Here is a 23,128-nt window from a genome sequence, read left to right on the forward strand (position 1 = left end):
GTGTCGGAGCCAGCAGGTTGCCCCGACATCGCCGAACTGGTGTCGATCATCATCCGCGTAGAGCGCTAGAGCGCCCGGCGAGAAGCCTGTGTTTTTCAGGCGTGGCCGTGGCGGGACGGGGAACCCACCCCTGCCCGAGATGAGAACCCATCCCGCCAGGGGCGGGAGCCCGCCTCGACGTGGTGTTCAGCGCCGACGTTCAGCGCTTGCCGCCCGGCACCCATAGCACGTCTCCAGCCGGATTTGCCGTTCTTGACAGGATAAAGAGCAGATCGGAGAGCCGGTTGAGATACTTTGCCGGGAGCGTGCTGGTTCGTTCCGGATCGTGGCTGACCAGCGCCCAGGCCGCCCGTTCGGCTCGCCGGGCGATGGTCCGTGCCACGTGCAGCAGTGCCGCGCCGGCGGTGCCGCCCGGGAGGATGAAGGAGTCGAGCTTGCTCAGGCGTGCGTTGTACTCGTCGCACCAGCCCTCCAGGCGCTCGACGTACTCCTCGGTCACCCGCAGCGGTGGGTACTTCGGCTCCGGCTCGACCGGGGTGGACAGGTCGGCGCCGACGTCGAACAGGTCGTTCTGCACCGACGCCAGCACGCCCCGCAGTTCCTCGTCGAGGTGGCCCAGCGCGATCGCGACGCCGATCGCCGCGTTGCACTCGTCGACATCCGCGTACGCGGCGATGCGCGGATCGGTCTTCGGCACCTGCTCGTTGTTGCTCAGCCTGGTCATGCCGGCGTCGCCGGCCTTGGTGTAGATGCGCGTGAGGTGGACGGCCATGACGCACAGCCTACGGATTCCCGACCTGACGATCCCGGCGCGGCCGGACAGCACTCCCAGTTGGCCGGTGGTGGTGGGCCCCGGCGACGCGGGCGACCCGGCGGTCAACGACGTCGACGTCATCCGGGTGCACGGTGACGCCCGGCTGGCCGGCACCGTGCACGTGGTCGGTGCCAAGAACTCGGCGTTGAAGCTGATGGCCGCCGCGCTGCTCGCGCCCGGCCGCAGTGTGATCACGAACGTCCCGCGGATCACCGACATCGCGATCATGGGGGAGGTGCTGCGTCGGCTGGGCTGTGACGTCCAGTTCGACGCGGACGATCCGGTCGATCCGATGGTCGCGCAGGGCGGGATCGCCCGGTCCCGTTCGGTGACCATCGACGTGCCCGAGCAGCCGGGTGCCGACGCCGACTACGACCTGGTCCGGCGGTTGCGCGCGTCGATCTGCGTGCTCGGCCCGCTGCTGGCCCGCCGGGGCTACGTGCGGGTGGCGCACCCCGGCGGGGACGCCATCGGTTCCCGTGGGCTGGACATGCACATCTCCGGTCTGACCCGGATGGGCGCGGAAATCTCCGGCGAGCACGGATTCGTGATCGCGTCCGCCCCGCACGGGTTGCGCGGCGCGGACATCGTGTTGGACTTCCCCAGCGTCGGCGCGACCGAGAACCTGGTGATGGCGGCCGTGCTGGCCCAGGGCACCACGATGATCGACAACGCGGCCCGGGAGCCGGAGATCGTCGACATCTGCACGATGCTCAACCAGATGGGCGCGCGGATCGCCGGTGCGGGCACGTCCACGTTGCGGATCACCGGGGTTCCCGGTCTGCGTCCGGTCCGACACGCCACGGTGGGGGATCGGATCGTCGCGGGCACCTGGGCGTTCGGGGCGGCGATGACCCGGGGGGACGTGACGGTGACCGGGCTGGACCCGGCGTACCTGGAGGTCGCGCTGGACAAGGTGGTCGCGGCCGGCGGCCTGGTGGAGACCCGCGGGGACGGCTTCCGGGTACGGATGGACGACCGGCCCCGGGCGGTGGACGTGGTGACGCTGCCGTACCCCGGCTTCGCCACCGACCTGCTGCCGATGGCGATCGGGCTGGCGGCGGTCAGCGACGGCGCCTCCCTGATCACCGAGAACATCTTCGACGGCCGGTTCATGTTCGCCAACGAGATGATGCGGCTCGGTGCGGACATCAAGACCGACGGACACCACGCGGTGGTCCGTGGACGGGACCGTCTGTCGGGCGCACCGGTACGGGCCACCGACATCCGCGCCGGCGCCGGGCTGATCATCGCCGGCCTCTGTGCGGAGGGGGTCACCGAGGTCTCCCACGTCCACCACGTCGACCGGGGCTACCCGGACTTCGTGGCCGACCTGCGCGCGCTCGGGGTAGCTGTCGAGCGGGGCACCACGCCGGAGGAGCCGTCCCTGGAGATCTGAGGCCGCCCCACGACGCCACTTAGCCATCGTTCAGGCTCGCGGACTAGGGTGCAGTCAGGCACTCAATCGCAGCGAGGGAGAAGTAGATGGCGGGTCGACTCGCGGTCGTCGGGGCTGGGCTGATGGGCTCCGGCATCGCCCAGGTGGCGGCGCAGGCGGGCTGGCAGGTGACGCTGCGCGACCTGGACGACGCGGCCACCAACCGAGGGCTCGGCGGCATCCGGAAGTCGCTGGAGAAGTTCGCCGAGAAGGGCAAGATCGAGGCGTCCGAGGTCGAGGCGACGCTGGCCCGGATCACCCCGACCACCGACCTGGAGGCGGCGGCGGACGCGGACATCGTGGTCGAGGCCGTCTTCGAGCGGCTGGAGATCAAGCACGAGGTGTTCCGCGCCCTGGACAAGATCTGCAAGTCGGACGCGGTGCTCGCCACCAACACGTCGGCCATTCCGGTCACCCAGATCGCCGCGGTGACCGAGCGGCCCGAGGCGGTCGTCGGCACCCACTTCTTCTCCCCGGTGCCGATGATGCAGCTCTGCGAGCTGGTTCGCGGCTACAAGACCAGCGACGCCACGCTGGACACCGCGCGGGCCTTCGCCGAGGAGATCGGCAAGACGGTAGTGGTGGTCAACCGGGACATCGCCGGTTTCGTCACCACCCGGCTGATCTCCGCCCTGGTGATGGAGGCGGTGAAGCTGGTCGAGTCCGGCGTGGTGTCGGCGGAGGACCTGGACACGGCCTGCCGTCTGGGCTTCGGGCACGCGATGGGCCCGCTCGCCACCACCGACCTGACCGGCGTGGACGTGCTGCTGCACGCCTCGAAGAACATCTACACCGACACGGCCGACGAGAAGTTCTTCCCGCCGGAGCTGCTCCAGCGGATGGTCACGGCCGGCGATCTGGGCCGCAAGACCGGCAAGGGTTTCTACACGTACTGAGAGGTGGCGACCGGGGCGGGTGATCCGCCCCGGTCGGCCGCTCAGCCGTCGCGCTTGGTGGTCCAGCGGAAGGTGGTCAGGCAGAGCACCACGCCGATCACGCACCACAGGACCAGCACCAGCGCGACGCGTCCCAGCTCGAACGAGCCGCCCGGCTCCTGCGCGCCGAAGCTCTCCGGCAGGAAGACCGCGCGCAGCCCCTGGCACATCCACTTGAGCGGGAACAGCGCCGCGACCTGCTGCATCCAGGTGGGCAGGTCGGTGAAGACGAAGAACACCCCGGAGATGAACTGGAGCACCAGGGCGACCGGGGTGACCACCGCTGAGCCGCTGCGGGCGGTGCGGGCCAGCGACGAGATTGCGATGCCGCACAGGGTGCACGCGGTCACGCCGAGCACGGCGACCCAGCCGAAGGTGAACCACTTGCCGGCGGTGCCCGGCAGGTCGAGGTCGAACAGCGCCACCGCGACGGCCAGCAGCAGCACGGTCTCGGCGATGCCGATCGCCACCACCATGATCACCTTGCCGGCGAACCAGACCCACTTCGGCATCGGCGTGCCCCGGTACCGCTTGAGCACCCCCCGGTCCCGCTCGATCGGGATCCAGATGCCGAGGTTCTGGAAGCTCACCGTCATCAGGCCGGTCGCGATCATGCCGGTGATGAAGTACTGGGTGAACTTGACCCCGCCGCCGATCGTCCCGTCGAAGATCGACGCGAAGATCAGGATCATGATGATGGGGAAGCCCATCGTGAAGACCACGGACTCCCGGCTGCGCAGGAACTGGGTGATCTCCAGCCGGCCCTGGCGCACTGCGAGCGCGCCGGCGCTCGGCCGTCGGCTGGAGGTCGCGGCGACCGGCGTCGCCGGCTTGGTCGTGGTCGTCATCGTCCGTGTCCGATCATGGTGAGGTAGACGTCCTCCAGGGTCGGCCGGGTCACGGTGAGCCCGGGGACCTCGCCGCCGTGACGCGCGGCCAGGTCGGCGACCAGGGCCGTCGGCGTCGCGCTCTGCACGCTCTCCAGTGCCCCGTCCGGGGTACGCCAGGAGACCGTCGCGAGGGCCTCCTGCCGGTTGCCGAGCTGGTTCGGGGCGGCCACCTCGACCACCCGCCCGCTGGCGATCACACCGACCCGGTCGGCGAGTGCCTCCGCCTCGTCCAGGTAGTGGGTGGTGAGCACGATGGTGGTGCCGGCGGCGGCGAGGTCGCGGATCAGGTCCCAGAACTCGCGCCGGGCCTCCGGGTCGAAGCCCGTGGTCGGCTCGTCGAGGAAGAGCAGCTCGGGGCGACCGATGATGCCGAGGGCCACGTCCAGGCGGCGCTTCTGCCCGCCGGAGAGGGTGTGCGTACGGGCCTTGGCCTTGCCGGCCAGCCCGACCCGCTCGATCACCTTGTCCGGGTCGTCGGCGCCGGGGTAGAAGCCCGAGAAGTGCCGGACCACCTCGGCCACTGTCAGCTCGTCGAACTCGCCGGTGCCCTGCAGCACGATGCCGACGCGGGAGCGCCAACCGGCGCCGGGGTTCGCCGGGTCCGCGCCGAGCACGGAGACCTCGCCGGCGTCACGCCGTCGGTAACCCTCCAGGATCTCCACAGTTGTGGTCTTGCCGGCGCCGTTCGGGCCGAGCAACGCGAACACCTCACCGCGGTGGACGTCGAGATCCACGCCCGCCACCGCCACGTTGTCGCCGTACGCCTTACGCAGCCCTCGGACGGAGATGGCCAGCTCGTCATCCATGCCGTCCAGTGTGCGTCCTGACCCGGCCGAGGTCGTGCCCGGGGTGTGGCGATGCGCGCCACTGCGGGTGCTTCCCGCCCGGACGTCCTCGACATGGACCTGTGTGGTTTTCCACAGCCCTTTTTACTGGGCGGTAACTTAAACTCCGGCCATGGACGAGACGGCATTTCCGGGGCGGCTGCCCGAGCGGGACCGCCCGTGGGTGATGCGCACCTACGCCGGCCACTCGTCGGCGACCGCGACCAACGCCCTCTTCCGCCGCAACCTGGCGAAGGGGCAGACCGGCCTCTCGGTCGCCTTCGACCTGCCCACCCAGACCGGGTACGACCCGGACCACGAACTCGCCGCCGGTGAGGTCGGACGGGTCGGCGTGCCGGTGACCCACCTCGGCGACATGCGGGCGCTCTTCGACGGTCTCCCCCTCGCCGACACGAACACCTCGATGACCATCAACGCCCCGGCGATGTGGCTGCTCGCCCTGTACGGCACCGTCGGGCTGGAGCAGGGCGCCGACCTGACCCGCTGCGCCGGCACCACCCAGAACGACATCATCAAGGAGTACCTGTCCCGGGGCACCTACATCTTCCCGCCGGCGGCCTCGCTGCGGCTCACCGCCGACGTGGTGGCGTACACGTTGCGTGAGATGCCCCGGTGGAACCCGGTGAACATCTGCTCGTACCACCTCCAGGAGGCCGGCGCCACGCCAGTGCAGGAGGTCGGCTTCGCCTTGGCCACCGCGGTCGCCGTGCTCGACGCGGTCCGCGACTCCGGGCAGGTGCCCGCCGAACGGATGGGCGACGTGGTCCAGCGGATCTCGTTCTTCGTCAACGCCGGGGTGCGCTTCGTCGAGGAGATCGCCAAGATGCGCGCGTTCGGCGTGCTCTGGGACGACATCACCCGGGACCGGTACGGGGTGACCGACGCCAGACAACGGCGGTTCCGCTACGGCGTGCAGGTCAACTCTCTCGGCCTCACCGAGGCGCAGCCGGAGAACAACATCCAGCGCATCGTGCTGGAGATGCTCGGCGTGACGATGTCCCGCGACGCCCGGGCCCGCGCGGTCCAACTGCCCGCCTGGAACGAGGCGCTCGGCCTGCCCCGCCCCTGGGACCAGCAGTGGTCGCTGCGGATGCAGCAGGTCCTGGCCTACGAGTCGGACCTGCTCGAATACCCCGACCTGTTCGCCGGCTCGCACGTGATGACCGCGCTGGTGGACGAGGTAGTCACCGGGGCGCGGGTCGAGCTGGACAAGGTGCTGGAGTTGGGCGGCGTCGTCGCCGCTGTGGAAACCGGCTACCTCAAGAGCGCGCTTGTCGCGTCGCTGGCCGAGCGCCGTCGGCGGATGGAGTCCGGTGCCGACGTGGTGGTCGGGGTCAACCGGTACACCGAGACCGAACCCTCCCCGCTGACCGCCGCCGGGGCGGACGCCGTCGAGCAGGTCGATCCCGCCGTCGAGGCGGCCGCCGTGGACGGCGTACGCCGGTGGCGGGCCGACCGGGACGCGGCCGTCGTCGACGCGGCGCTGGCCCGGCTGCGCGCGGACGCCGCGACCAGCACCAACCTGATGCCGGCCACAGTGGAGTGCGTGCGGGCCGGGGTGACCACCGGCGAGTGGGCCGGCGCGCTGCGCCAGGTCTTCGGCGAGTACCGGGCGCCGACCGGCCTGGCCGGTGCCACCGGCGGCGGCGGGGAGCCGGGACTCGCGGCCGTCCGGGAGCGGGTCACCGCCACCGCCCGTGAGTTGGGCAGCGGCCGGCTGCGGCTGCTGGTCGGCAAACCCGGCCTGGACGGGCACTCGAACGGCGCGGAGCAGATCGCGGTACGCGCCCGCGACGCCGGTTTCGAGGTCGTCTACCAGGGCATCCGGCTGACCGCCGCGCAGATCGTCGCCGCCGCCGTCGAGGAGGACGTCGACCTGGTCGGGCTGTCGGTGCTCTCCGGGTCGCACCTGGCTGCCGTGCCCGCGGTGCTCGACGGGCTGCGCGCCGCAGGCCGGGCGGACCTGCCGGTGGTCGTGGGCGGCATCATCCCGGCCGGCGACGCGGACACCCTCCGGGCCGCCGGGGTGGCCCGGGTGTTCACTCCGAAGGACTTCGCCCTCACCGACATCATCGACGACCTGGTGACTGTCATCCGTCGTGCCAACGACCTGCCCTGACCAGACGCGCCCTGGGTGTCAGACGCGGAACCCGGCGGCGCGGGCCGCGTCACGTTCCCGTCGGCGTTCGGATCGCCGACGGAAGAACCAGTAGACGAAGAATGCCAGGCCGACCATGAAGACGAGCACCAACACCGGCAGGAGGACCGCTACCAGGGACATCACCACGCTCGTCGCGTCCTCGGCGGTGCTCGCGACCGGGGCGCCGAAGCCGGCGGTGGTCGCGTTGATCACTGGGCGGGCGGCGGACTTGAGCAGGTGCACCCCCAGTGCCAGCAGTACGCCGGTGACGACCGGCACCCACTGGTGGGTCGAGAAGAAGCTTCCCGGGTCGCTGACCGTCACCGTCTCGGACGAGGAGCCGGCGCCGAAGGCCAGGCCGCCGGCTGTCGGTCGGACCACCGTCTGCACCACGTCGTTGATGTGGTCGACGACGGGCACCTTGTCCGCCACCATCTCCACGGCCAGCAGCACGGCCATGATGAGGATGACCCAGCCGTTGCCGAGCCAGGTCCAGCCGCTGGGCAGGTCGATCAGGTCGGTGTAGCGGCCGAGGAGACCGAGGATGAGCAGGGGTATGTAGGCGTTCAGGCCTGCCGAGGCGGCGAGACCGGTGCCGGTGAGAACTTCGAACACGGTCTCAGCATCGCATCGACGCGCCAGTGCCGCTCGCTGGCGACCGGCGGGTGCTCGGCTACCCTCGTCGGGTGCGGTTGGTCATTGCGAAGTGCTCGGTGGACTACGTCGGACGGCTCTCGGCTCACCTGCCGCCGGCCACTCGGTTGCTGATGGTGAAGGCGGACGGGTCGGTGTCGATCCATGCCGACGACCGGGCGTACAAGCCGTTGAACTGGATGAGCCCTCCGTGCCGGTTGGAGGAGGCCCCCGGTGTGTGGCGGGTCGTCAACAAGGCCGGCGAGGAGTTGCGGATCACCCTGGAGGAGATCTTCCAGGACACCTCGTACGAGCTGGGTGTGGACCCGGGCCTGCGCAAGGACGGGGTGGAGGCGCACCTGCAGGAGTTGTTGGCCGCCAACCCCGAGACGCTGGGGGAGGGGTTCACGCTGGTCCGCCGCGAGTACATGACGGCGATCGGCCCGGTCGACCTGCTGTGCCGGGATGCCAACTCTCGTGCCGTCGCCGTGGAGGTCAAGCGGCGTGGCGACATCGACGGCGTGGAGCAGTTGACCCGCTATCTCGAGTTGATGAACCGTGACCCGCTGCTCAGCCCGGTTGTCGGGGTCTTCGCCGCTCAGGAGATCAAGCCGCAGGCCCGGGTGCTCGCCACCGACCGGGGCATCCGGTGCGTGGTCGTGAACTACGACAAGCTGCGGGGCATCGAGAAGGACGAGCTGACGCTGTTCTGATCGGCTGCTCAGCTTCCGGTACGCACCGCGATCAGCGACTTGGGCAGGCCGAAGACCCGCTCGACGAGCATCGTCGAGTCGGGGAAGTAGTGGCGCATCTGCGAGCGGTCCCGATCTTTGCCGAAGATCGGTCATCCGACACTCACCTGCCGTACATCACCTTGATCGCCTTGACGAGTCGGGCCATGTCGGTCGGCGTCCGTTCGAAGGTCATCGACGGCAGCAGCGACCGGGCGCGACGCCGGGTGATCGCCTTGGCCCGGCCGAACTCGCGCAACCCGTCCTCGCCGTGGATCCGCCCGAAGCCGGAGTCACCCACCCCGCCGAACGGCAGGGTGGACATGCCCGCGAAGGTCAGGGTGGAGTTGACCGAGGCCATTCCGGAGCGCAGCCGCCGCGCGATCGCCACCGCGCGCCGTCGACCGAAGACCGAACCACCGAGGCCGTACGGCAGGGCGTTGGCGCGTGTGACGGCCTCGTCGGCGTCCCGGACCCGGTTGATGGTCAACGTGGGGCCGAAGGTCTCCTCCTGGACGGCGGCGGAATCCTCCGGGACGTCCACGAGCACTGTCGGGTGGACGTACGGCGGCTGCACGGCGGTCGGGCCACCGAGTGCGGCACGCCCGCCGGAGGCGATCGCGGCGTCGATGTGCTGGCGGATCACGTCGATCTGCTTCGGCATGGTGATCGGGCCGATGTCGGCGCCCTCCGGCCCGACGGTCAGCCGACCGGCGCGGGTCACCACCTTGTCGACGAAGGTGTCGAAGACGGAGTCGACCGCGTACACCCGCTCGATGCCGATGCAGGTCTGCCCCGCGTTGGTCATGCCGCCCCAGACGCACGCCTCGGCGGCGGCGTCCAGGTCGGCGTCGCTGTCGACGATCATGGCGTCCTTGCCGCCGCCCTCGATCAGCACCGGGGTCAGCGTCTCGGCGCAGGCGGCCATGACCTTCCGGGCGGTCGCGGTGGACCCGGTGAAGGCCAGCTTGTCGACCCCGGAGCGGCACAGCGCGGCACCGACGTCGCCCAGGCCGTGTACGGCGGTGAACACCTGCTGCTCGGGCACCACCTCGGCGAAGCTGTCCACCAGCCACTGGCCGACGGCGGGCGTGTACTCGCTCGGCTTGAGCACCACGGCGTTGCCGGCCGCGAGGGCGTACGCGGCGGAGCCGATCGGCGTGAAGACCGGATAGTTCCACGGCCCAATCACGCCGACGACACCGTACGGCTGGTATTCGAGGTGCCCGGAGAACTCGGCGAGGATGAGCCGGGACCGCACCCGCCGTGGGCCGAGCACGCGGCCGGCGTTGCGGGCGGCCCAGTCGATGTGCTCGATCGCGGTGACGATCTCGACGATCGCGTCGGGGACCGGCTTGCCGCCCTCGGCGTGGACCACCTCGGCCAGCTGCTCGATCCGTTTGGCGAGCAGTGCGCGCCACCGCAGCAGCCGGTCGCGGCGGCCGGTGAAGCCGAGCCCGGCCCACCACTCGCCGGCGACGCGGGCGCGGTCGACGGCCTGGCGCACGTCGACGTCGGTGGCGACGGGGAGGCGACCGGCCTCGACGCCGGTGGCCGGGCTGGTCGAAACCAGTTGGCCCGCCTCGATGACCGGGATGCCCGGGACATGCACAGCCGTCATGGCGGAAGTCTAGACCCGAAAATTACTCACTGGTAGCTCACTGATCCCAGGCGCCTCGACGGGAGTCGCGCAGCCCCGACCGATCGTTGATCAGTGCAGGTCAGGACAGTGGTAGCGAAAACCTTCCGCCCGAATCGTCGAGCGGTCGGTGGCCGGGAGGTGATGAGAGGCTGACCGGCCGGTCGGTATTGGCGATTACCGTCTGATGGCAGGCTGACGCGCGGAGTAACGGTGTGGGGTGGAGGGCTGACTGTCCATGGAGGAACATCCGGAACTGATGCCGCTGTTGACGGTCGCGGGTGGGCCGATGCGCGGAGCGAGCTTTCGAGTGCGAGTCGAACCGCAGGTGATCGGCCGCGCGCCGACCGGTCACGTGGTCATCAGCGACCCGCACCTGAGTCGCCGCCACGCCGAGGTGTGGCTGGCCCCGGAGGGCCTGTCCCTGCGGGATCTGGGCTCCACCAACGGCACCTGGCTCAACGACCGCCGGATCACCCAGGTGGAGTTGCTCTCCGACGGCGACGTGATCCGGCTCGGCCGTACCGAGCTGCGCCTGTTCGACCCCGGAGTGGCGCTCACCGACCCGGTGGGTCTCAGCTTCGGCCCGTCCCGGCGGGACGTCCGACCGACACTGCCGCTGCCGTTGGCGACGCCGCCGGGCACGCGACGATAAGCACGGCCCACACTCGGGCCGCGCCCCGGATGGCGACCGGACACCTGGACCGGCGGGGGCCCTCGTGGCAGCATGCCGCGGATGGAGACCGAGCAGCGGACCGTGACGGCGAACGGCATCACCCAGGCGGTACGCGTGGCCGGCCCGACCGACGGCACGCCGGTGCTGCTGATCCACGGCAACTGCTCGTCCGCGCTGTTCTGGGAGCCGCTGGTCCGACGGCTGCCACCGACGCTGCGGGTGGTCGCCCCCGACCTTCGCGGGTACGGCGACTCCGAGACGGCCCCGGTGGACGCCACCCGAGGGCTTGGTGACTTCGCCGACGACGTGGCCGCCCTGCTGGACGACCCGACGCTCTTCGGCGCCGACGCCCGCCCGGTCGTGGTCGGGCACTCCCTCGGTGGTGGAGTGGCGATGCGCCTGCTGGTCGACCATCCGCACCGGGTGAGCGCACTGCTGCTCGCGGCGCCGGTCTCCCCGTACGGCTTCGGCGGCACCCGTGACGTGATCGGCACGCCGACCACCCCGGACTTCGCCGGCACCGGCGCCGGCACCGCGAACCCGGACTTCGTCGCCCGGCTCGCGGCCGGCGACCGGGGCGTGGACGCGCCGGCCAGCCCCCGTGCCGTGCTGCGAGCCACCTATGTGGCCGATCCCGCCTCGCTCGGCACCGACGAGGACCTGCTGCTGGACACCGTGCTCTCCACCGCGACCGGGGACGACAACTACCCGGGCACGGCGGTGCCCTCGGACAACTGGCCCGGCACCGCGCCGGGGGAGCGTGGCGTGCTCAACGCGCTCGCGCCGACCTGGTTCCGGGTCGCCGACGACCTGGTGGCCGTCGCCGAGAAGCCCCCGATCGCCTGGGTACGCGGAGACGCCGACGTCATCGTCTCGGACACCTCGCTGTTCGACCTGGCGTACCTGGGTTCGCTGGGTGTGGTGCCCGGCTGGCCGGGCGAGGAGGTCTGTCCGCCGCAGCCGATGGTCGGACAGACCCGCGCGGTGCTGGAGCGGTACGCGGCGGGAGGCGGGGCGTACCACGAGGTGGTGCTGCCCGGCTGTGGTCACAGCCCGCACCTGGAACGTCCGGCGGAGTTCGTCGCGGAGCTGCTGGCCCTGGCCACGGTGCCCGCCACCTAGAGGCAGCGGCGGTGGTGCCGTGGGTGAAATATGCCACGGCGTCTCGACAACACATCGTCACGTGGCAGACTCGCGCGCATAACCTTAGCGGCCGTTCAGTGGCCGTGCGGAGTCTCTGGGGAGGCCGGTCGTGGCGCGCGATTTCAGCACCGTGGGCGTGGTGGGGCTGGGCACCATGGGTGCCGGCATCGTCGAGGTCTTCGCCCGCAACGGCATCGACGTGGTGGCCGTCGAGATCTCCGAGCCGGCGCTGGAGCGCGGCCGGGTCACCCTCACCGGCTCCACCGACCGTGCGGTGGCCAAGGGCAAGCTCGCCGCGGCGGACCGCGACGCCCTGCACGAGCGGGTGCACTTCGCGGTCGGGCTGGACGCCCTGCACTCCGTCGACCTGGTCATCGAGGCGGTGCCCGAGCACCTGGACCTCAAGCAGCGGATCTTCGCGGAGCTGGACCGGGTCTGCCGTCCGGAGACCATCCTCGCCACCAACACCTCGTCGCTGAGCGTCACCGAGATCTCGGTGGCCACCAGCCGGCCCAACCAGGTGATCGGCATCCACTTCTTCAACCCGGCACCGGTGATGAAGCTGGTCGAGGTGGTCCGCACCGTCGTCACCTCGCCCGAGGTGGTCGCCGACGTCGAGGCGCTCTGCGCCCGGCTCGGCAAGGTCGACGTCACCATCAACGACCGGGCCGGCTTCATCGCGAACGCGCTGCTCTTCGGCTACCTCAACCACGCGGTCGGCATGTTCGAGTCGCACTACGCGACGCGGGAGGACATCGACGCCGCCATGAAGCTCGGCTGCGGCCTGCCGATGGGCCCGCTGGCGCTGATGGACCTGATCGGTCTGGACACCGCGTACGAGATCCTGGACACCATGTACCGGCGCGGCGGTCGGGACCGCCGACACGCCCCGGTGCCACTGCTCAAGCAGATGGTGACGGCGGGGCTGCTCGGCCGGAAGTCGGGTCGGGGCTTCTACACCTACGAGCGGCCCGGTTCGCCGAAGGTCGTACCCGATGAGACGACGCCGCTGGCCACGGACACCGCGCTCGCCGACGGCGCGCGCGCCATCTACACGGAGGTGGGCTTCGGGAGCGCGAGGAGTGAGCTTGCGAGCCCCGCAGTCGTGACCAAGGTCGGCATTGTGGGCTCCGGGACGATGGCCACCGGGATCATCGAGGTCTTCGCGAAGGCCGGCTACGAGGTCGTGTCGGTGACCCGTGGCGTGGAGAAGTCCGCGACGGTCTGCGAAGCCGTGAAGACCTCGCTGAACAAGGGCGTGGTGCGGGGCAAGCTCGCCGAGGACGACCGGGACGCGGCTCTCGGCCGGATCACCTGGTCGGCCACGCTGGACCACCTCGCCGACGTCGACCTGGTGGTCGAGGCGGTGATCGAGGAGCTGAGCGTCAAGAAGGCCCTCTTCGCGAGCCTCGACGAGATCTGCAAGCCGGGCGTCGTGCTGGCGACCACCACCTCCTCGCTGCCGGTGATCGACGTGGCGATGGCCACCCAGCGACCGGCCGACGTGGTGGGGCTGCACTTCTTCAACCCGGCGCCGGTCATGCCGCTGGTCGAGGTGGTCCGCACCATCCGCACCTCACCGGAGACCACCGCGACCGCCCGCGCGGTCTGCGCCGCCCTCGGCAAAACCGGCGTGGTCTGCGGCGACCGGTCCGGATTCATCGTCAACGCGCTGCTCTTCCCGTACCTGAACGACGCGGTGAAGATGTTGGAGGCCAGCTACTCGACGGCCGACGACATCGACCACGCGATGAAGCTGGGCTGCGGCTACCCGATGGGCCCGTTCGAGCTGCTCGACGTGGTCGGGCTGGACGTCTCGCTGGCCATCCAGCGCGAGCTGTACCTGGAGTTGCGCGAGCCCGGCTTCGCGCCCGCGCCGCTGCTGGAACACCTGGTCACCGCCGGCTACCTGGGCCGCAAGACCCGCCGCGGCTTCCGCGACCACTCGCACCGCTGACCGGTCAACGCCGGAGGGTGCCGACGGCGTCTGCAAGGTGTGACCTTCGAGGAGTACGTCAGCAGCCGGGGTCCGGCGCTGGTCCGGCTCGCCCGGTTGCTGACCGGTGACGCACACCGGGCCGAGGACCTCACCCAGGAGGTGCTGTCCCAGGCGTACGTGCAGTGGCGCCGGATCGCCCGCGCCGACCGGCCCGACGTGTACGTGCGCCGCATGCTGGTCAACGCCAATATCTCCTGGTGGCGTCGGCGGTCGAGCCGTGAGCTGGTCGTCGACACCTTCGCTGACCGGCCGCACCGTGGCGACCTCGGCGGCGAGGCGGCGGACCGGGACGAGATGTGGCGGCTGATCCTCGACCTGCCCGACCGCCAGCGCGCGGTGCTGGTGCTGCGCTACTACGAGGACCTCGACGACACGACGATCGCCCAGATCCTGGACTGCTCGCCGGTCACCGTCCGCACCCACGCGATGCGGGCGCTCGCCAACCTGCGGGAGCGCTGCGGTGCCCCGACCACGAACGGGAGCCGACCATGACAGACCTCGACGAGCGGATCGTCCTGACGCTGCGGGAACACGCCGAGGGGCCGGTGGACGGCGGCCGGTTGCTGGTCGGCGCGGTGCGCCGGGGGCGTACCCGGGTACGTCGGCGGCGGGTCGCCGCTGGTGCCACCCTGAGCGTCGTCGCGCTGATCGGCGCCGGCGTGGCCGTCGGGCCGATGGGTCGCCTGCCCGGCCTCGGTCACACTGTCACTCCCGGCCTGGCCGAGACCACTGTCGCCTTCCTGCCGCCGCTGGTCGACGGCGCTCCGAGCGCGGCGGCCCGCCCCGACCAGATCGGCAAGGACCCCGCCCTGCTGCACATCGGCCTCGCCCCGGGCGGCCCCCGGTTCCTGGAATGGAACGTCGGCGGTGGCAAGGAGACCGCGAAGATCGACGTGGGCGGCCGGACGGTCACCGTCGAGCTGACCTCGGCCGACGTGCTGCGATTCCCCGGTGCCTGGAACATGCCGCCGTTGGAGGGCCCCACCGCCAACCTCTACGACGGCACAGTGGTCCGCGCCGTCGGGCCGGACGATGTGCCGATCTGGCGACGCTACTGGCAGCCGGCCCCCGGGGTGTACGCCGGCGCCAGCGTGCCCGGCACGGACGAGGGCCCACTACACGAGGCCGCCGCCGCGTTGCGGCTCGATCGGGCGTACCGGTGCAGCGGGCCACTGCGGTTGACCGACCTGCCGGCCGGTGCCGAGGTGGCCACCTGTGCGAGTGTCGTGGGCACCTTCCCGGCGGCGTACGCCGTGGTGTTGAGCGTGCGCGACGACCAGGGCAGAGGGGTGTCCGTCGAGTTCCAGTACGCGAGGACCGCCCTGATGGCCACGCCACCGGCGAACCGGACCATCGGCGGCAGACCCGCCTACTACGACCCCTCCTACAACCCCATCGGCGCACGGCTGGAACTCCTGGACATCCCGCAGGCCCAACTGTTCGCGGCGTTCAACCACGAGCGGAGCTTCAGCGAGGCGGAGGCGACGACAGTGCTCCTCGGGGCGCAGGTCGCCGAACACCTGGACCGGCCCGACACCTGGTGACCGCCCCGGTCCGTTCCGCGGAACGGACCGTACGCTTGGTGACTGTGAGCCCCCGTCGCAATCGCCCTCGCCGGGACGAGAACGCCAACCTGGACGCCGACCGGGTCCGGCAGGGCGTCGCCTCGGTGCAGCAGTGGACCGACGGCGCCTGGCAGGTACGCGGGATCGGCGCCGGCGCGTCGGTCAAGACGTACCGTTGCCCCGGCTGTGACCAGGAGATCCGACCCGGGGTGGCGCACCTGGTGGCCTGGCCGGCGGACGGTCTGGGTGACCTGACCGACCGGCGGCACTGGCACAGCGGTTGCTGGCGCGCCCGGGACCGACGCGGCCCGGCGGTGCAGCGCGGCCGGGGCACCCCGCGCTACTGAGCGACCTGGATCACCCTGTTCGTGCCTGGGTGGGCGGCGGCGGCGGTTTCGCGACAGACTTGGGCGGTGAGCACAGCGATCCGCGCGTCGTCGATCCTGCCCGGTCGCCGGGAAAACATCGAGCTGCACACCGCCGACGGTCTGCGACTGGTCGGCGAGTTGGCGCTGCCGGCCGACCGGCCGCCGGTGGCCACCCTGGTCTGCCTGCACCCGCTGCCCACCCACGGCGGGATGATGGACAGCCACGTCTTCCGCAAGGCGGCCTGGCGGTTGCCCGCGCTGGCCGACCTGGCGGTGCTGCGGTTCAACACCAGGGGCACCAGCAGCCTGCGCGGCACCAGCGAGGGCGAGTTCGACGGTGCGGTGGGCGAGCGGTACGACGTGGCCGCCGCCATCGAGTACGCCGAGTTCGCCGAGCTGCCCAACATCTGGCTCGTCGGCTGGTCGTTCGGCACCGACCTGGCCCTGAAGTACGGTTGCGACCCGGCGATCGCCGGGGCGATCCTGCTCTCCCCGCCGCTGCGCTTCTCGACACCTGCGGACCTGGCCACCTGGGCCGCCTCAGGTCGGCCGTTGACGGCGCTCGTGCCGGAGTTCGACGACTACCTGCGGCCGACCGAGGCGCGGGAGCGGTTCGGCGCGGTGCCGCAGGCCGAGGTGGTCGGGGTGCCCGGTGCCAAGCACCTCTGGGTGGGTGACGCGGAGACGGTGCTCGACGAGATCGTCCGGCGGGTCAACCCCGCCGTCGAGGTGCCACTGCCGACGACCTGGGACGGCCCGATGGAGGCCGGCGACGTCAGCGCGTACGCCGACCGGACGGTGGCCTCGTTCGCGGACACGCCCGTCCCGCAGCCGGGCGACTGACCGGTCACCCTCTCTCCTGGCGGGGCAGCACCACCTCGCGCAGGATAAGTTGCAGCGCGGCCACCGTCGGGATGGCGATCAGCGCGCCCACCACGCCCAGCAGCGCCACTCCGAGCAGCGCGGCGAGAAGGGCCGCCACCTCGTTGACCTCGACCGAGCGCCGCATCACCTTCGGGTAGATCAGGTAGTTTTCCACCTGCTGGTAGATGAGGAAGAACACCGCGCAGGCGATGCCGGTGGGCAGGTCGGCGGCGAAGCCGACCAGGCTCACGATCACCGCGCCAAGGGTCGCGCCGATCTGCGGGATCAGGTCGGTCACCGCGACCACCACCGCCAACGCGAACGGGTACGGCAGCCCGACGATCAGCGCGAACACGAAGGTGGTCGCCCCGGCCAGCACCGCGATGCTCAACGCGCCGACCATGTAGGCGCCCACCTTGGCCAGGATCTCATCGCCGATCAGCTGCACCCGCTCCCGTCGCGAACGGGGCACCAGCGAGTAGCCCAGGGAGCGGAGCTTGTTGAAGTAGGCCAGGAAGTAGATGGTCAGCACCAGCACGGTCAACGTCCGGAACACCGTGCCGAAGATCAGTTGGGCTCCTCCGAGCACGCCGCCCAACGCCCGGCCGACAGTCTCCGCGTTGGCCGCGCCCTGCACGCGCTCCACCACGTCGTACCGCTCCACCAGGTCGTTCACCGTCGGATTGCGGCGCAGCTCGTCGAGCAGGCTCGGGATCTGGTCGATGAACTGCCCCGACTGGGTGACGATCGGCGGGACCAGCGCGACAACTCCGCCGCAGAGCAGCAGCACCACCGTCAACGCCACGAACGCCACCGCCAGGCCGTGCGGCACACCCCAGCGGCGTAGTCGGACCACCGCCGGGTTGAGGCCGACCGCGAGGAAGAGCGCGATAACCACCAGCACCAGGATGCCGCCGGCATTGCGAATCCCCAGATAGAGGGTGTACGCCAGCAGCACGCCCAGCGCACCCGTGAAGCCGATCAGGAAGCTGCTGCGGCGCAACGGGCGCCCCGGGGTGCCGAACTTCCCGGACGGGACAGCCGGCGGCTCGTCCGGGTCGATCCCGGGTGCGGGGACCGGCACCGGAGGCGGCACCTCGGCCGGCGCGGTCGGCGGGGGATCGGCCGTGACGTCCGGGTCGCCGGTCGGCGGTGCGCCTTCCAGCGCGTTACCGGTCGGCTGACTACCGGCCGTCTCGTCCGGGTCGTCGGCCGGCGGGTTGTGCTGCGGCACCAAAACCTCCCGGGGTCAGGCGATGGGTCGGCGGGCTCGGAGTTACCGACGCCCGTCACGCGGTCGGCGCGCAGACCAGCCCCGGGCCGCTCGGGTCCCCGCTGTCCAACGCGCCAGCAGCCTAGCCACCTCATGGTGGCCACCGACCACGAGACCGTCAACGCGGTGCTTCATGTGCCCACCCAATCACCGTCGGCGCCCCGGGACCGTCCAGACCCTGACCACGCACAGATCTTGGACAGTTTCCGTTACGCGTGGACGGAAACTGTCCAAGATCTGGTGGAGTGTTGGCTTCGTGGCGGTGAAAGCTGTTCGGATGCTGCCTGCCGACGACGCCGACGCACTCGACTGGCTCGCCTTCGAACAGGCGGGCGTCCTGACCACCGCACAGGTCTCCGACCTGGTCAGTGAGGGGACGGTGCGCGGGCGGATCCGCTCCGGTCGGTGGCGGTCGATCTGCCGCGGCATCGTGTCGACCGGCAACGGTCGACTGAGCCGCGACCAACAGCTCTGGGTCGCGGTGCTGGCAGCCGGACCAGGGGCGATGCTGGCCGGGGCAACCGCCGCCACCGAAGCCGGGGTCCGAGGGCTGCGCCGCGAGCCGCTGCACGTGCTGGTGCCGGCCGTCCGCCGTGCCGCGCGGACCTCCCTGCGCCGGCTCCCGATCGACATGCCCGCAGTGCTCGTGCATCGCACGTCGGTGCTGCCGGACTCGCACCGCCAACTCGCCCGTCCGCCGCGCACTACGACGGCCAGGGCGCTCATCGACGCGGCGGGATGGGCGGTCAGCGTGGACGAGGCGCAGGGGGTGCTGGCGGCCGGTTGTCAGCAGCGGCGGGTCCTCCCCGAGGAGTTGCAGGCGGCGCTCGACGTCCTGCCCCGAGCACCCCGCCGACACCTGATCCAACAGACGGTCCGTGACATCGCTGGCGGTGCGGAGGCGCTCCCCGAGATCGACTTCCTGCGTCTCTGCCGGCGGCATCGCCTGCCCCTACCTGACCTGCAGGAGCGGCGGCTCGACGCGGCGGGCCGCAACCGCTGGCTGGACGCGTACTGGCGACAGTGGCACGTGCAGGTCGAGATCGACGGCGCGCACCACATGGACGCCGGGCAGTGGGCGGACGACATGCGTTGGCAGAACGACGTGTGGACCAGTGGTGACCGGATCCTGCGCTTTCCGGCCTGGCTGGTCCGTGCCCGCCCCGACGAGGTCGCCGACACGGTGCGGCGCGCGCTCGTCGCAGCCGGCTGGACCCCCACCCCAGAGCTGCGCAAGCCGACCCACAAATGAACCTTGGACCGTTTCCGTTAGCACGTAACGGAAACGGTCCAAGATCTCGAAGCTCGCGCCCAGGCTCAGTCCTTTTCGATGGTGACCTTGCTGGGCTTGGCGCTGCGCTCGTCGGTGGTCGGCTTGGTGGGCCGCTTGCCGTTCTCACCGGTGCTCGTGATCTTGGTCGGTTTGGCGTCCCGGCCGCCCACTCCCGGGACAGCGGCGACGGTCGGCTCACCGTCCACCCCGGCGCTGGCCGTGCCACCGTCGACGGTGGTCACCGGTTCGGCCACCGGACGAGTCGCCGGCTGGCCGGCGTCCTCCGCGTTGGCGTTCACCGGCTGCCTGGTGTCGGCGGGCTCGGCCTTGAGGCCGGTGGCCGCACCCGACCCGGCCGGCGTGCCGGAGTCGACGGTCGCGGAACCGGAGACGGTCACGCCGTCGTCGCCACCGCCGGTTGCGCTGCTGCTCGCGGCGTCCTCGACCGTCGGCGCGGTCGGACCGTCGATCGGGCCGGCGACATTCTGCAACCGCAGCTCGGCCATCTGCCGCTGGAGGTCGTCGGACTCCTGCCGAGCCTTCCAGGTCTCCTGCCGCAGGTCCGCGAGTTGCTGCTGGGCCTGGGCGATATCCAACATCACCTGGGCGAGCTGCTGCCGACCCGCCGCCGCCTCCTGCTGGGTGGCTGCCAGGTGCTGCTGCGTGGTGGCCAGGTGCTGCTGGGTGGTGGCCGCGTATTCCTCGAACTGCCGACGTGAGGACGCGACATGCTCGTCGGCCTCGCGGCGCTTGTCGCTGGCCTCGGTCCTGGCCCGGCTCAGCAGCTCGGTGGCCTCCGCCTCGGCCCGCTCACGCAGAGCCGCCGCGTCCTGTTCGGCCGCCTGGAGGACCCCGGCCGCGCCCTGCTCGATCTCGTTCTTGCGGGCCGTGTATTCGGTCTCCAGCTCGTCCCGACGAGCGGTGTACGCGGTCTCCAGCTCGTTCTTACGGCCGGTGTACTCGGTCTCCAGCTCGTCGCGGCGGCCGGTGAAGCCCGCGTCCAGCTCCTGCTGACGGCTGGTGAACCCGGTCTCCAGCTCCTGCTGGCGGGACGTGTGCTGCTTGTCCAGCTCGTCGCGGTGCTTGGCGTACTCCTGCTCGGCCGCGGTCCGCCGCTGCTCCAACTCCCGGTCGGCGGTCTCCCGCCGGGAGTTGACCTCCTGCTCCACCCCGGCCCGCCACGCGCCCAGTTCCTGCTGGGTCTGCTCCCGGGTGTGCTTGACGTACGCCTCGGTCTCGGTGCGCATCCGCTGCACGTACGCCTCGGTCTCGGCGCGGTTGCGCTTGGCCGACTCGGACGCCTGCGTGATCAGCCGCTCCGCCTCCTGCTGCGCCTTGGCACGGGTGGCCCGGCCCGCCATCGACGCGTCGTCGATGATCTGCTTGGCCTCCTGCTGCGCCTTGGCGTGCGTGGCCCGGCCCGCCTCGGTGGCGGTGTCGGTGAGCCGCTTGGCCTCCTGTAGGGCCTTCGCGTGCACCTCCTTGGCCGCCTCGCGCAGGTCGTTGGCCTCCTGCCGGGCGTTGGCCAACGTCTCGCGAGCCGTCTCGCGCAGCTTGGTCGACTCCTGCTGAGCCCGGGTGTGGATCTCCTTGGCGGTGTCCCGGAGCTGGGTGGCCTCCTGCTGGGCCTTGGCCAGCGCGTCCTGCGCCGTCTTGCGCAGCTGCGCAGACTCGTCCCGGGCCGACCGCAGGGTCTTCTCCGCCTCCGCCCGCTGGGCGGCGCTGTGCCGCTCCTCCTCCGCGCGCCGAGCGGCGAGGGCGATCTCGAAGTCCTTCAGTGCCCGGTCGGCCTGCTCGCGGGCCTCATCGATGATGTGCTCGGCGGCGGCGCGACGTGCCTCGATCTCCACGTTGGCGTCGGAGACGATCTGCTCGGCCAACTCCTCGGCCTGGCTGAGGATCGAGTCGACAAGCGGCCCGAGGTGCTTGAACGAGGCCTTGTCCACCACGTTCATCTGCTTGCGGATCTGGGTCAGGTCACGTTGGAGCACCTCGACCTGGCCGGCGAGCTTGTGGATCTGTGTGTACGCCTGTTCCCGTTCGGCGGCGAGGGTCGCAATCTCGTGCTCGGCACGTGCGACATACCGATCAACCTGTTTTCTCTCATACCCCCGCAGGGCGGACTCGAAGCTGGGCTCCGTCGTCACGTCCCCGCCGAGGGCGAACAGTTCCTCGCCGTGCGACATGCCCCCATCCTCACACGCATCGGGCCCTGCTGGGGCGATACGGACGGGCCTTGTGCGAGCTACTTCACTCCGTTTCGAGCGGGGCATTCCATGAACTGGGAAACGCATACGGCGCGAGGTGCAACCGGTCACCCGGTGTCACCTCGCGCCGTCGATGCCCCGACCTACGCCACCCGTCAGCCAGCGGTCTCCGCGGGAACCCGGTCCTGACCGCCGTCGGTCTTCTTGGCCTCCGGCTTGGCCGCCGGAGCCGCCGCAGCCGGCACTCCCGGAACGATGCCGGCGAGCCCGGAGAGCATCTGGCCCAGCTGCGAGGTGACCGCATCCTTCTGCCGGGTGAGGTCCTCGACCTCGCGGCGGGCGGCCTGCGTGGTCAGCTCCGCCTCCGTGCGGGCCTCGGTGAGCAGGCGCTGCGACTCGGCCTTGGCCTCGTTGAGCGTCTTCTCCGAGTGCGCCTTGGCCTTGTCCACCGTCTCGGCGGCGTTGCGCTCCGACTCGATCCGGCGAGCCTCGGCGCGCTGCTCGATCTCCTTGGCGCGCTCCTGTGCGGCCCGGGCACGCTGCTCGGCCTCGCTGACCAGCTTCTGGGTCTGCGCGACCTGGGCGGCGTGGCGCTCGGACTCCTCGCGCTCGGCCTTCTCGCGCCGCTCGGCGAGCTGGAGCTCCAGAGCCTGGAGGTCCTTGTCGCGCTTGTCCCGTGCGTCGGTCAGCAGCTTGGTCGCCTCAGCACGCTTCTCCTCAGCCTCGCGGGCGGCCTTCGCCCGCTGCTGGGTGATCTCGCGCTCGGCGGTGGCCCGGAGGGTGGCCACCTCCCGCTCGACAGTCGACTTCAGCTCGGCCACCTCGTGGGCGGTGACGGTGCGCAGCTGCTTGGTCTCGCGGTCGGCGTCCGCGCGCAGCGTGTCAGCCTCGCGGCGGGCCTGCACCCGAACCTCGGCGGCCTCGCGCTCTGCGGCCGTCCGCAGGTTGCCCGCCTCACGCTCGGCGCTCGCCTTCATGGCGGCGGCCTCGGCGCGTGCCTTGTCGGTGATCTCGCGAGCCTCGAGGCGAGCGGCGGAGAGGATGCCCTCGGACTCGCGCTTGGCCTCGTTGCGGTGGTCGTTGGCCTGCTCCTCGGCGAGCCGGAGGATCTGCTCGACGCGGGTGCCGAGCCCGGAGAGGGTGGGCCGGTTGTTCTCTTCGAGCTGCTTGTTCGTGTCGGTGAGCTTCTGCTCCAGCGCGCTCATGCGCTGCTCTGCCTGGCGGAGTCGACGCTGGGCGTCGTTCATCCGCTGCTCGGCCTCGGCACGGGCCTGCTCGGACTGGGTGAGCGCGGCGGTCATCCGGCCGAGGAAGTCATCGACCTGGTGAGTGTTGTATCCGCGCAGGCCCACGGTGAAATCTGGCTGCGAGTTCGCGTTATCGAAGAACGCGAGAGGGGAGGACTGCTGCTGGGGCATTGGGACATACTGGCAGACGCCCCAGGGTGGTTCGCAAGAGCGGTGCGGAGCTTTCATGCCCTCTTTACATGGTCAACTTCCGCGTTCGGCAGGGCCGGACCAACCGGCGATCTTGGCAGGTCCCGGGCGGGACGGACGCCATGCGGTGTGATCCGGAAAAGGGCCCCGAGGTAACCCCGAGGCCCTTTGTTCGATCCCAGGCCGGCCTTGCGCTAATGAGATGGAAGAACAATGCCGAGCACCACAATGGCCACCCGGTGCTCATCCGTCCGGCCGG

Annotated in this window: 20 protein-coding genes; 12 read left to right on the plus strand and 8 right to left on the minus strand. The window is 70.9% G+C overall.

Annotation, left to right across the window (positions count from 1 at the left end; all coding sequences use genetic code 11):
- Positions 1-199: 199 nt before the first annotated feature.
- On the minus strand, positions 200-772 hold the full coding sequence (locus FHU34_RS06940; protein ID WP_145779215.1) for a cob(I)yrinic acid a,c-diamide adenosyltransferase: 573 nt from the start codon (positions 770-772) through the stop codon (positions 200-202).
- Between FHU34_RS06940 and murA the strand changes: the two genes are divergently transcribed.
- Both murA and FHU34_RS06950 read left to right on the plus strand, forming a co-directional pair.
- Positions 771-2,213, plus strand: a complete 1,443-nt coding sequence (gene murA, locus FHU34_RS06945) for a UDP-N-acetylglucosamine 1-carboxyvinyltransferase (protein WP_145779216.1) — start codon at positions 771-773, stop codon at positions 2,211-2,213. The two genes, FHU34_RS06940 and murA, sit on opposite strands and share 2 nt — an antisense overlap.
- Before the next feature lie 86 nt (positions 2,214-2,299).
- A complete protein-coding gene (locus tag FHU34_RS06950; protein ID WP_145779217.1) occupies positions 2,300-3,148 on the plus strand; it encodes a 3-hydroxyacyl-CoA dehydrogenase family protein in 849 nt (282 codons plus the stop codon).
- Positions 3,149-3,189: 41 nt separating this feature from the next.
- Here FHU34_RS06950 and FHU34_RS06955 read toward each other — a convergent pair whose 3' ends face one another.
- Both FHU34_RS06955 and FHU34_RS06960 read right to left on the minus strand, forming a co-directional pair.
- Positions 3,190-4,035 (minus strand): ABC transporter permease, encoded by an 846-nt coding sequence (locus tag FHU34_RS06955; protein WP_145779218.1) that lies wholly within the window; start codon positions 4,033-4,035, stop codon positions 3,190-3,192.
- Entirely contained in the window at positions 4,032-4,883 is an 852-nt protein-coding gene (locus FHU34_RS06960; RefSeq protein ID WP_145779219.1) for an ABC transporter ATP-binding protein, read from the minus strand. The genes FHU34_RS06955 and FHU34_RS06960 overlap by 4 nt, the downstream gene beginning before the upstream one ends.
- Positions 4,884-5,034: 151 nt before the next feature.
- Here FHU34_RS06960 and FHU34_RS06965 point away from each other — a divergent pair, with 151 nt between their 5' ends.
- Positions 5,035-7,041, plus strand: a complete 2,007-nt coding sequence (locus FHU34_RS06965) for a protein meaA (protein WP_145779220.1) — start codon at positions 5,035-5,037, stop codon at positions 7,039-7,041.
- Positions 7,042-7,059: 18 nt separating this feature from the next.
- On the opposite strand, the gene FHU34_RS06970 is transcribed toward FHU34_RS06965, so the two are convergent.
- The gene (locus FHU34_RS06970) at positions 7,060-7,677 is read right to left on the minus strand and encodes a DUF4126 domain-containing protein (protein WP_145779221.1); all 618 of its coding nucleotides are present in this window, start codon (positions 7,675-7,677) and stop codon (positions 7,060-7,062) included.
- Between the two features lie 71 nt (positions 7,678-7,748).
- Here FHU34_RS06970 and nucS point away from each other — a divergent pair, with 71 nt between their 5' ends.
- Entirely contained in the window at positions 7,749-8,408 is a 660-nt protein-coding gene (gene nucS / locus FHU34_RS06975; protein ID WP_145779222.1) for an endonuclease NucS, read from the plus strand.
- A 142-nt stretch (positions 8,409-8,550) separates the two neighbouring features.
- Here the strand turns inward: nucS and FHU34_RS06985 are convergent, their stop codons facing one another.
- A complete protein-coding gene (locus FHU34_RS06985; protein ID WP_145779223.1) occupies positions 8,551-10,047 on the minus strand; it encodes an aldehyde dehydrogenase family protein in 1,497 nt (498 codons plus the stop codon).
- A 307-nt stretch (positions 10,048-10,354) separates the two neighbouring features.
- Here FHU34_RS06985 and FHU34_RS06990 point away from each other — a divergent pair, with 307 nt between their 5' ends.
- From FHU34_RS06990 to FHU34_RS07020, 7 genes are all read left to right on the plus strand, one after another.
- Positions 10,355-10,720 (plus strand): FHA domain-containing protein, encoded by a 366-nt coding sequence (locus FHU34_RS06990; RefSeq protein ID WP_280116505.1) that lies wholly within the window; start codon positions 10,355-10,357, stop codon positions 10,718-10,720.
- A gap of 72 nt (positions 10,721-10,792) precedes the next feature.
- On the plus strand, positions 10,793-11,863 hold the full coding sequence (locus FHU34_RS06995) for an alpha/beta fold hydrolase (protein WP_425280517.1): 1,071 nt from the start codon (positions 10,793-10,795) through the stop codon (positions 11,861-11,863).
- 130 nt (positions 11,864-11,993) lie between these two features.
- Positions 11,994-13,841 carry a 3-hydroxyacyl-CoA dehydrogenase family protein gene (locus FHU34_RS07000; protein WP_145779226.1) on the plus strand — a complete coding sequence of 616 codons (1,848 nt, stop codon included), beginning with the start codon at positions 11,994-11,996 and terminating at the stop codon, positions 13,839-13,841.
- Between the two features lie 39 nt (positions 13,842-13,880).
- A complete protein-coding gene (locus FHU34_RS07005; RefSeq protein ID WP_145779227.1) occupies positions 13,881-14,375 on the plus strand; it encodes a SigE family RNA polymerase sigma factor in 495 nt (164 codons plus the stop codon).
- The gene (locus FHU34_RS07010) at positions 14,372-15,427 is read left to right on the plus strand and encodes a hypothetical protein (RefSeq protein ID WP_145779228.1); all 1,056 of its coding nucleotides are present in this window, start codon (positions 14,372-14,374) and stop codon (positions 15,425-15,427) included. The genes FHU34_RS07005 and FHU34_RS07010 overlap by 4 nt, the downstream gene beginning before the upstream one ends.
- A gap of 38 nt (positions 15,428-15,465) precedes the next feature.
- Positions 15,466-15,795: a hypothetical protein gene (locus FHU34_RS07015; protein WP_036411703.1), complete on the plus strand. Its 330-nt coding sequence runs from the start codon at positions 15,466-15,468 to the stop codon at positions 15,793-15,795.
- 66 nt (positions 15,796-15,861) lie between these two features.
- Positions 15,862-16,659, plus strand: a complete 798-nt coding sequence (locus FHU34_RS07020; protein WP_145779229.1) for an alpha/beta hydrolase — start codon at positions 15,862-15,864, stop codon at positions 16,657-16,659.
- Between the two features lie 4 nt (positions 16,660-16,663).
- Here the strand turns inward: FHU34_RS07020 and FHU34_RS07025 are convergent, their stop codons facing one another.
- Positions 16,664-17,743 carry an AI-2E family transporter gene (locus tag FHU34_RS07025; protein WP_145785465.1) on the minus strand — a complete coding sequence of 360 codons (1,080 nt, stop codon included), beginning with the start codon at positions 17,741-17,743 and terminating at the stop codon, positions 16,664-16,666.
- Between the two features lie 487 nt (positions 17,744-18,230).
- On the opposite strand from FHU34_RS07025, the gene FHU34_RS07030 reads away from it, so the two are divergent.
- Positions 18,231-19,205: a PDDEXK family nuclease gene (locus FHU34_RS07030; protein WP_145779230.1), complete on the plus strand. Its 975-nt coding sequence runs from the start codon at positions 18,231-18,233 to the stop codon at positions 19,203-19,205.
- A 65-nt stretch (positions 19,206-19,270) separates the two neighbouring features.
- Here the strand turns inward: FHU34_RS07030 and FHU34_RS07035 are convergent, their stop codons facing one another.
- The gene (locus tag FHU34_RS07035) at positions 19,271-21,412 is read right to left on the minus strand and encodes a coiled-coil domain-containing protein (RefSeq protein ID WP_145779231.1); all 2,142 of its coding nucleotides are present in this window, start codon (positions 21,410-21,412) and stop codon (positions 19,271-19,273) included.
- Between the two features lie 176 nt (positions 21,413-21,588).
- Entirely contained in the window at positions 21,589-22,851 is a 1,263-nt protein-coding gene (locus tag FHU34_RS07040; RefSeq protein WP_145779232.1) for a DivIVA domain-containing protein, read from the minus strand.
- Between the last annotated feature and the right edge of the window lie 277 nt (positions 22,852-23,128).

Origin of the sequence: Micromonospora taraxaci, assembly GCF_007830095.1 — a bacterium.
GTDB classification, from domain to species: Bacteria; Actinomycetota; Actinomycetes; order Mycobacteriales; family Micromonosporaceae; genus Micromonospora; species Micromonospora taraxaci.

Coding starts and splice junctions, on each gene's coding strand:
- FHU34_RS06955 (WP_145779218.1), bottom strand. CDS start 4,035: ATGACGACCACGACCAAGCCGGCGACGCCGGTCGCCGCGACCTCCAGC.
- FHU34_RS06940 (WP_145779215.1), bottom strand. CDS start 772: ATGGCCGTCCACCTCACGCGCATCTACACCAAGGCCGGCGACGCCGGC.
- FHU34_RS07010 (WP_145779228.1), top strand. CDS start 14,372: ATGACAGACCTCGACGAGCGGATCGTCCTGACGCTGCGGGAACACGCC.
- FHU34_RS06985 (WP_145779223.1), bottom strand. CDS start 10,047: ATGACGGCTGTGCATGTCCCGGGCATCCCGGTCATCGAGGCGGGCCAA.
- FHU34_RS06960 (WP_145779219.1), bottom strand. CDS start 4,883: ATGGATGACGAGCTGGCCATCTCCGTCCGAGGGCTGCGTAAGGCGTAC.
- FHU34_RS07040 (WP_145779232.1), bottom strand. CDS start 22,851: ATGCCCCAGCAGCAGTCCTCCCCTCTCGCGTTCTTCGATAACGCGAAC.
- FHU34_RS06950 (WP_145779217.1), top strand. CDS start 2,300: ATGGCGGGTCGACTCGCGGTCGTCGGGGCTGGGCTGATGGGCTCCGGC.
- murA (WP_145779216.1), top strand. CDS start 771: ATGACGCACAGCCTACGGATTCCCGACCTGACGATCCCGGCGCGGCCG.
- FHU34_RS06995 (WP_425280517.1), top strand. CDS start 10,793: ATGCCGCGGATGGAGACCGAGCAGCGGACCGTGACGGCGAACGGCATC.
- FHU34_RS06990 (WP_280116505.1), top strand. CDS start 10,355: ATGCGCGGAGCGAGCTTTCGAGTGCGAGTCGAACCGCAGGTGATCGGC.
- FHU34_RS07030 (WP_145779230.1), top strand. CDS start 18,231: ATGCTGCCTGCCGACGACGCCGACGCACTCGACTGGCTCGCCTTCGAA.
- FHU34_RS06965 (WP_145779220.1), top strand. CDS start 5,035: ATGGACGAGACGGCATTTCCGGGGCGGCTGCCCGAGCGGGACCGCCCG.
- FHU34_RS07035 (WP_145779231.1), bottom strand. CDS start 21,412: ATGTCGCACGGCGAGGAACTGTTCGCCCTCGGCGGGGACGTGACGACG.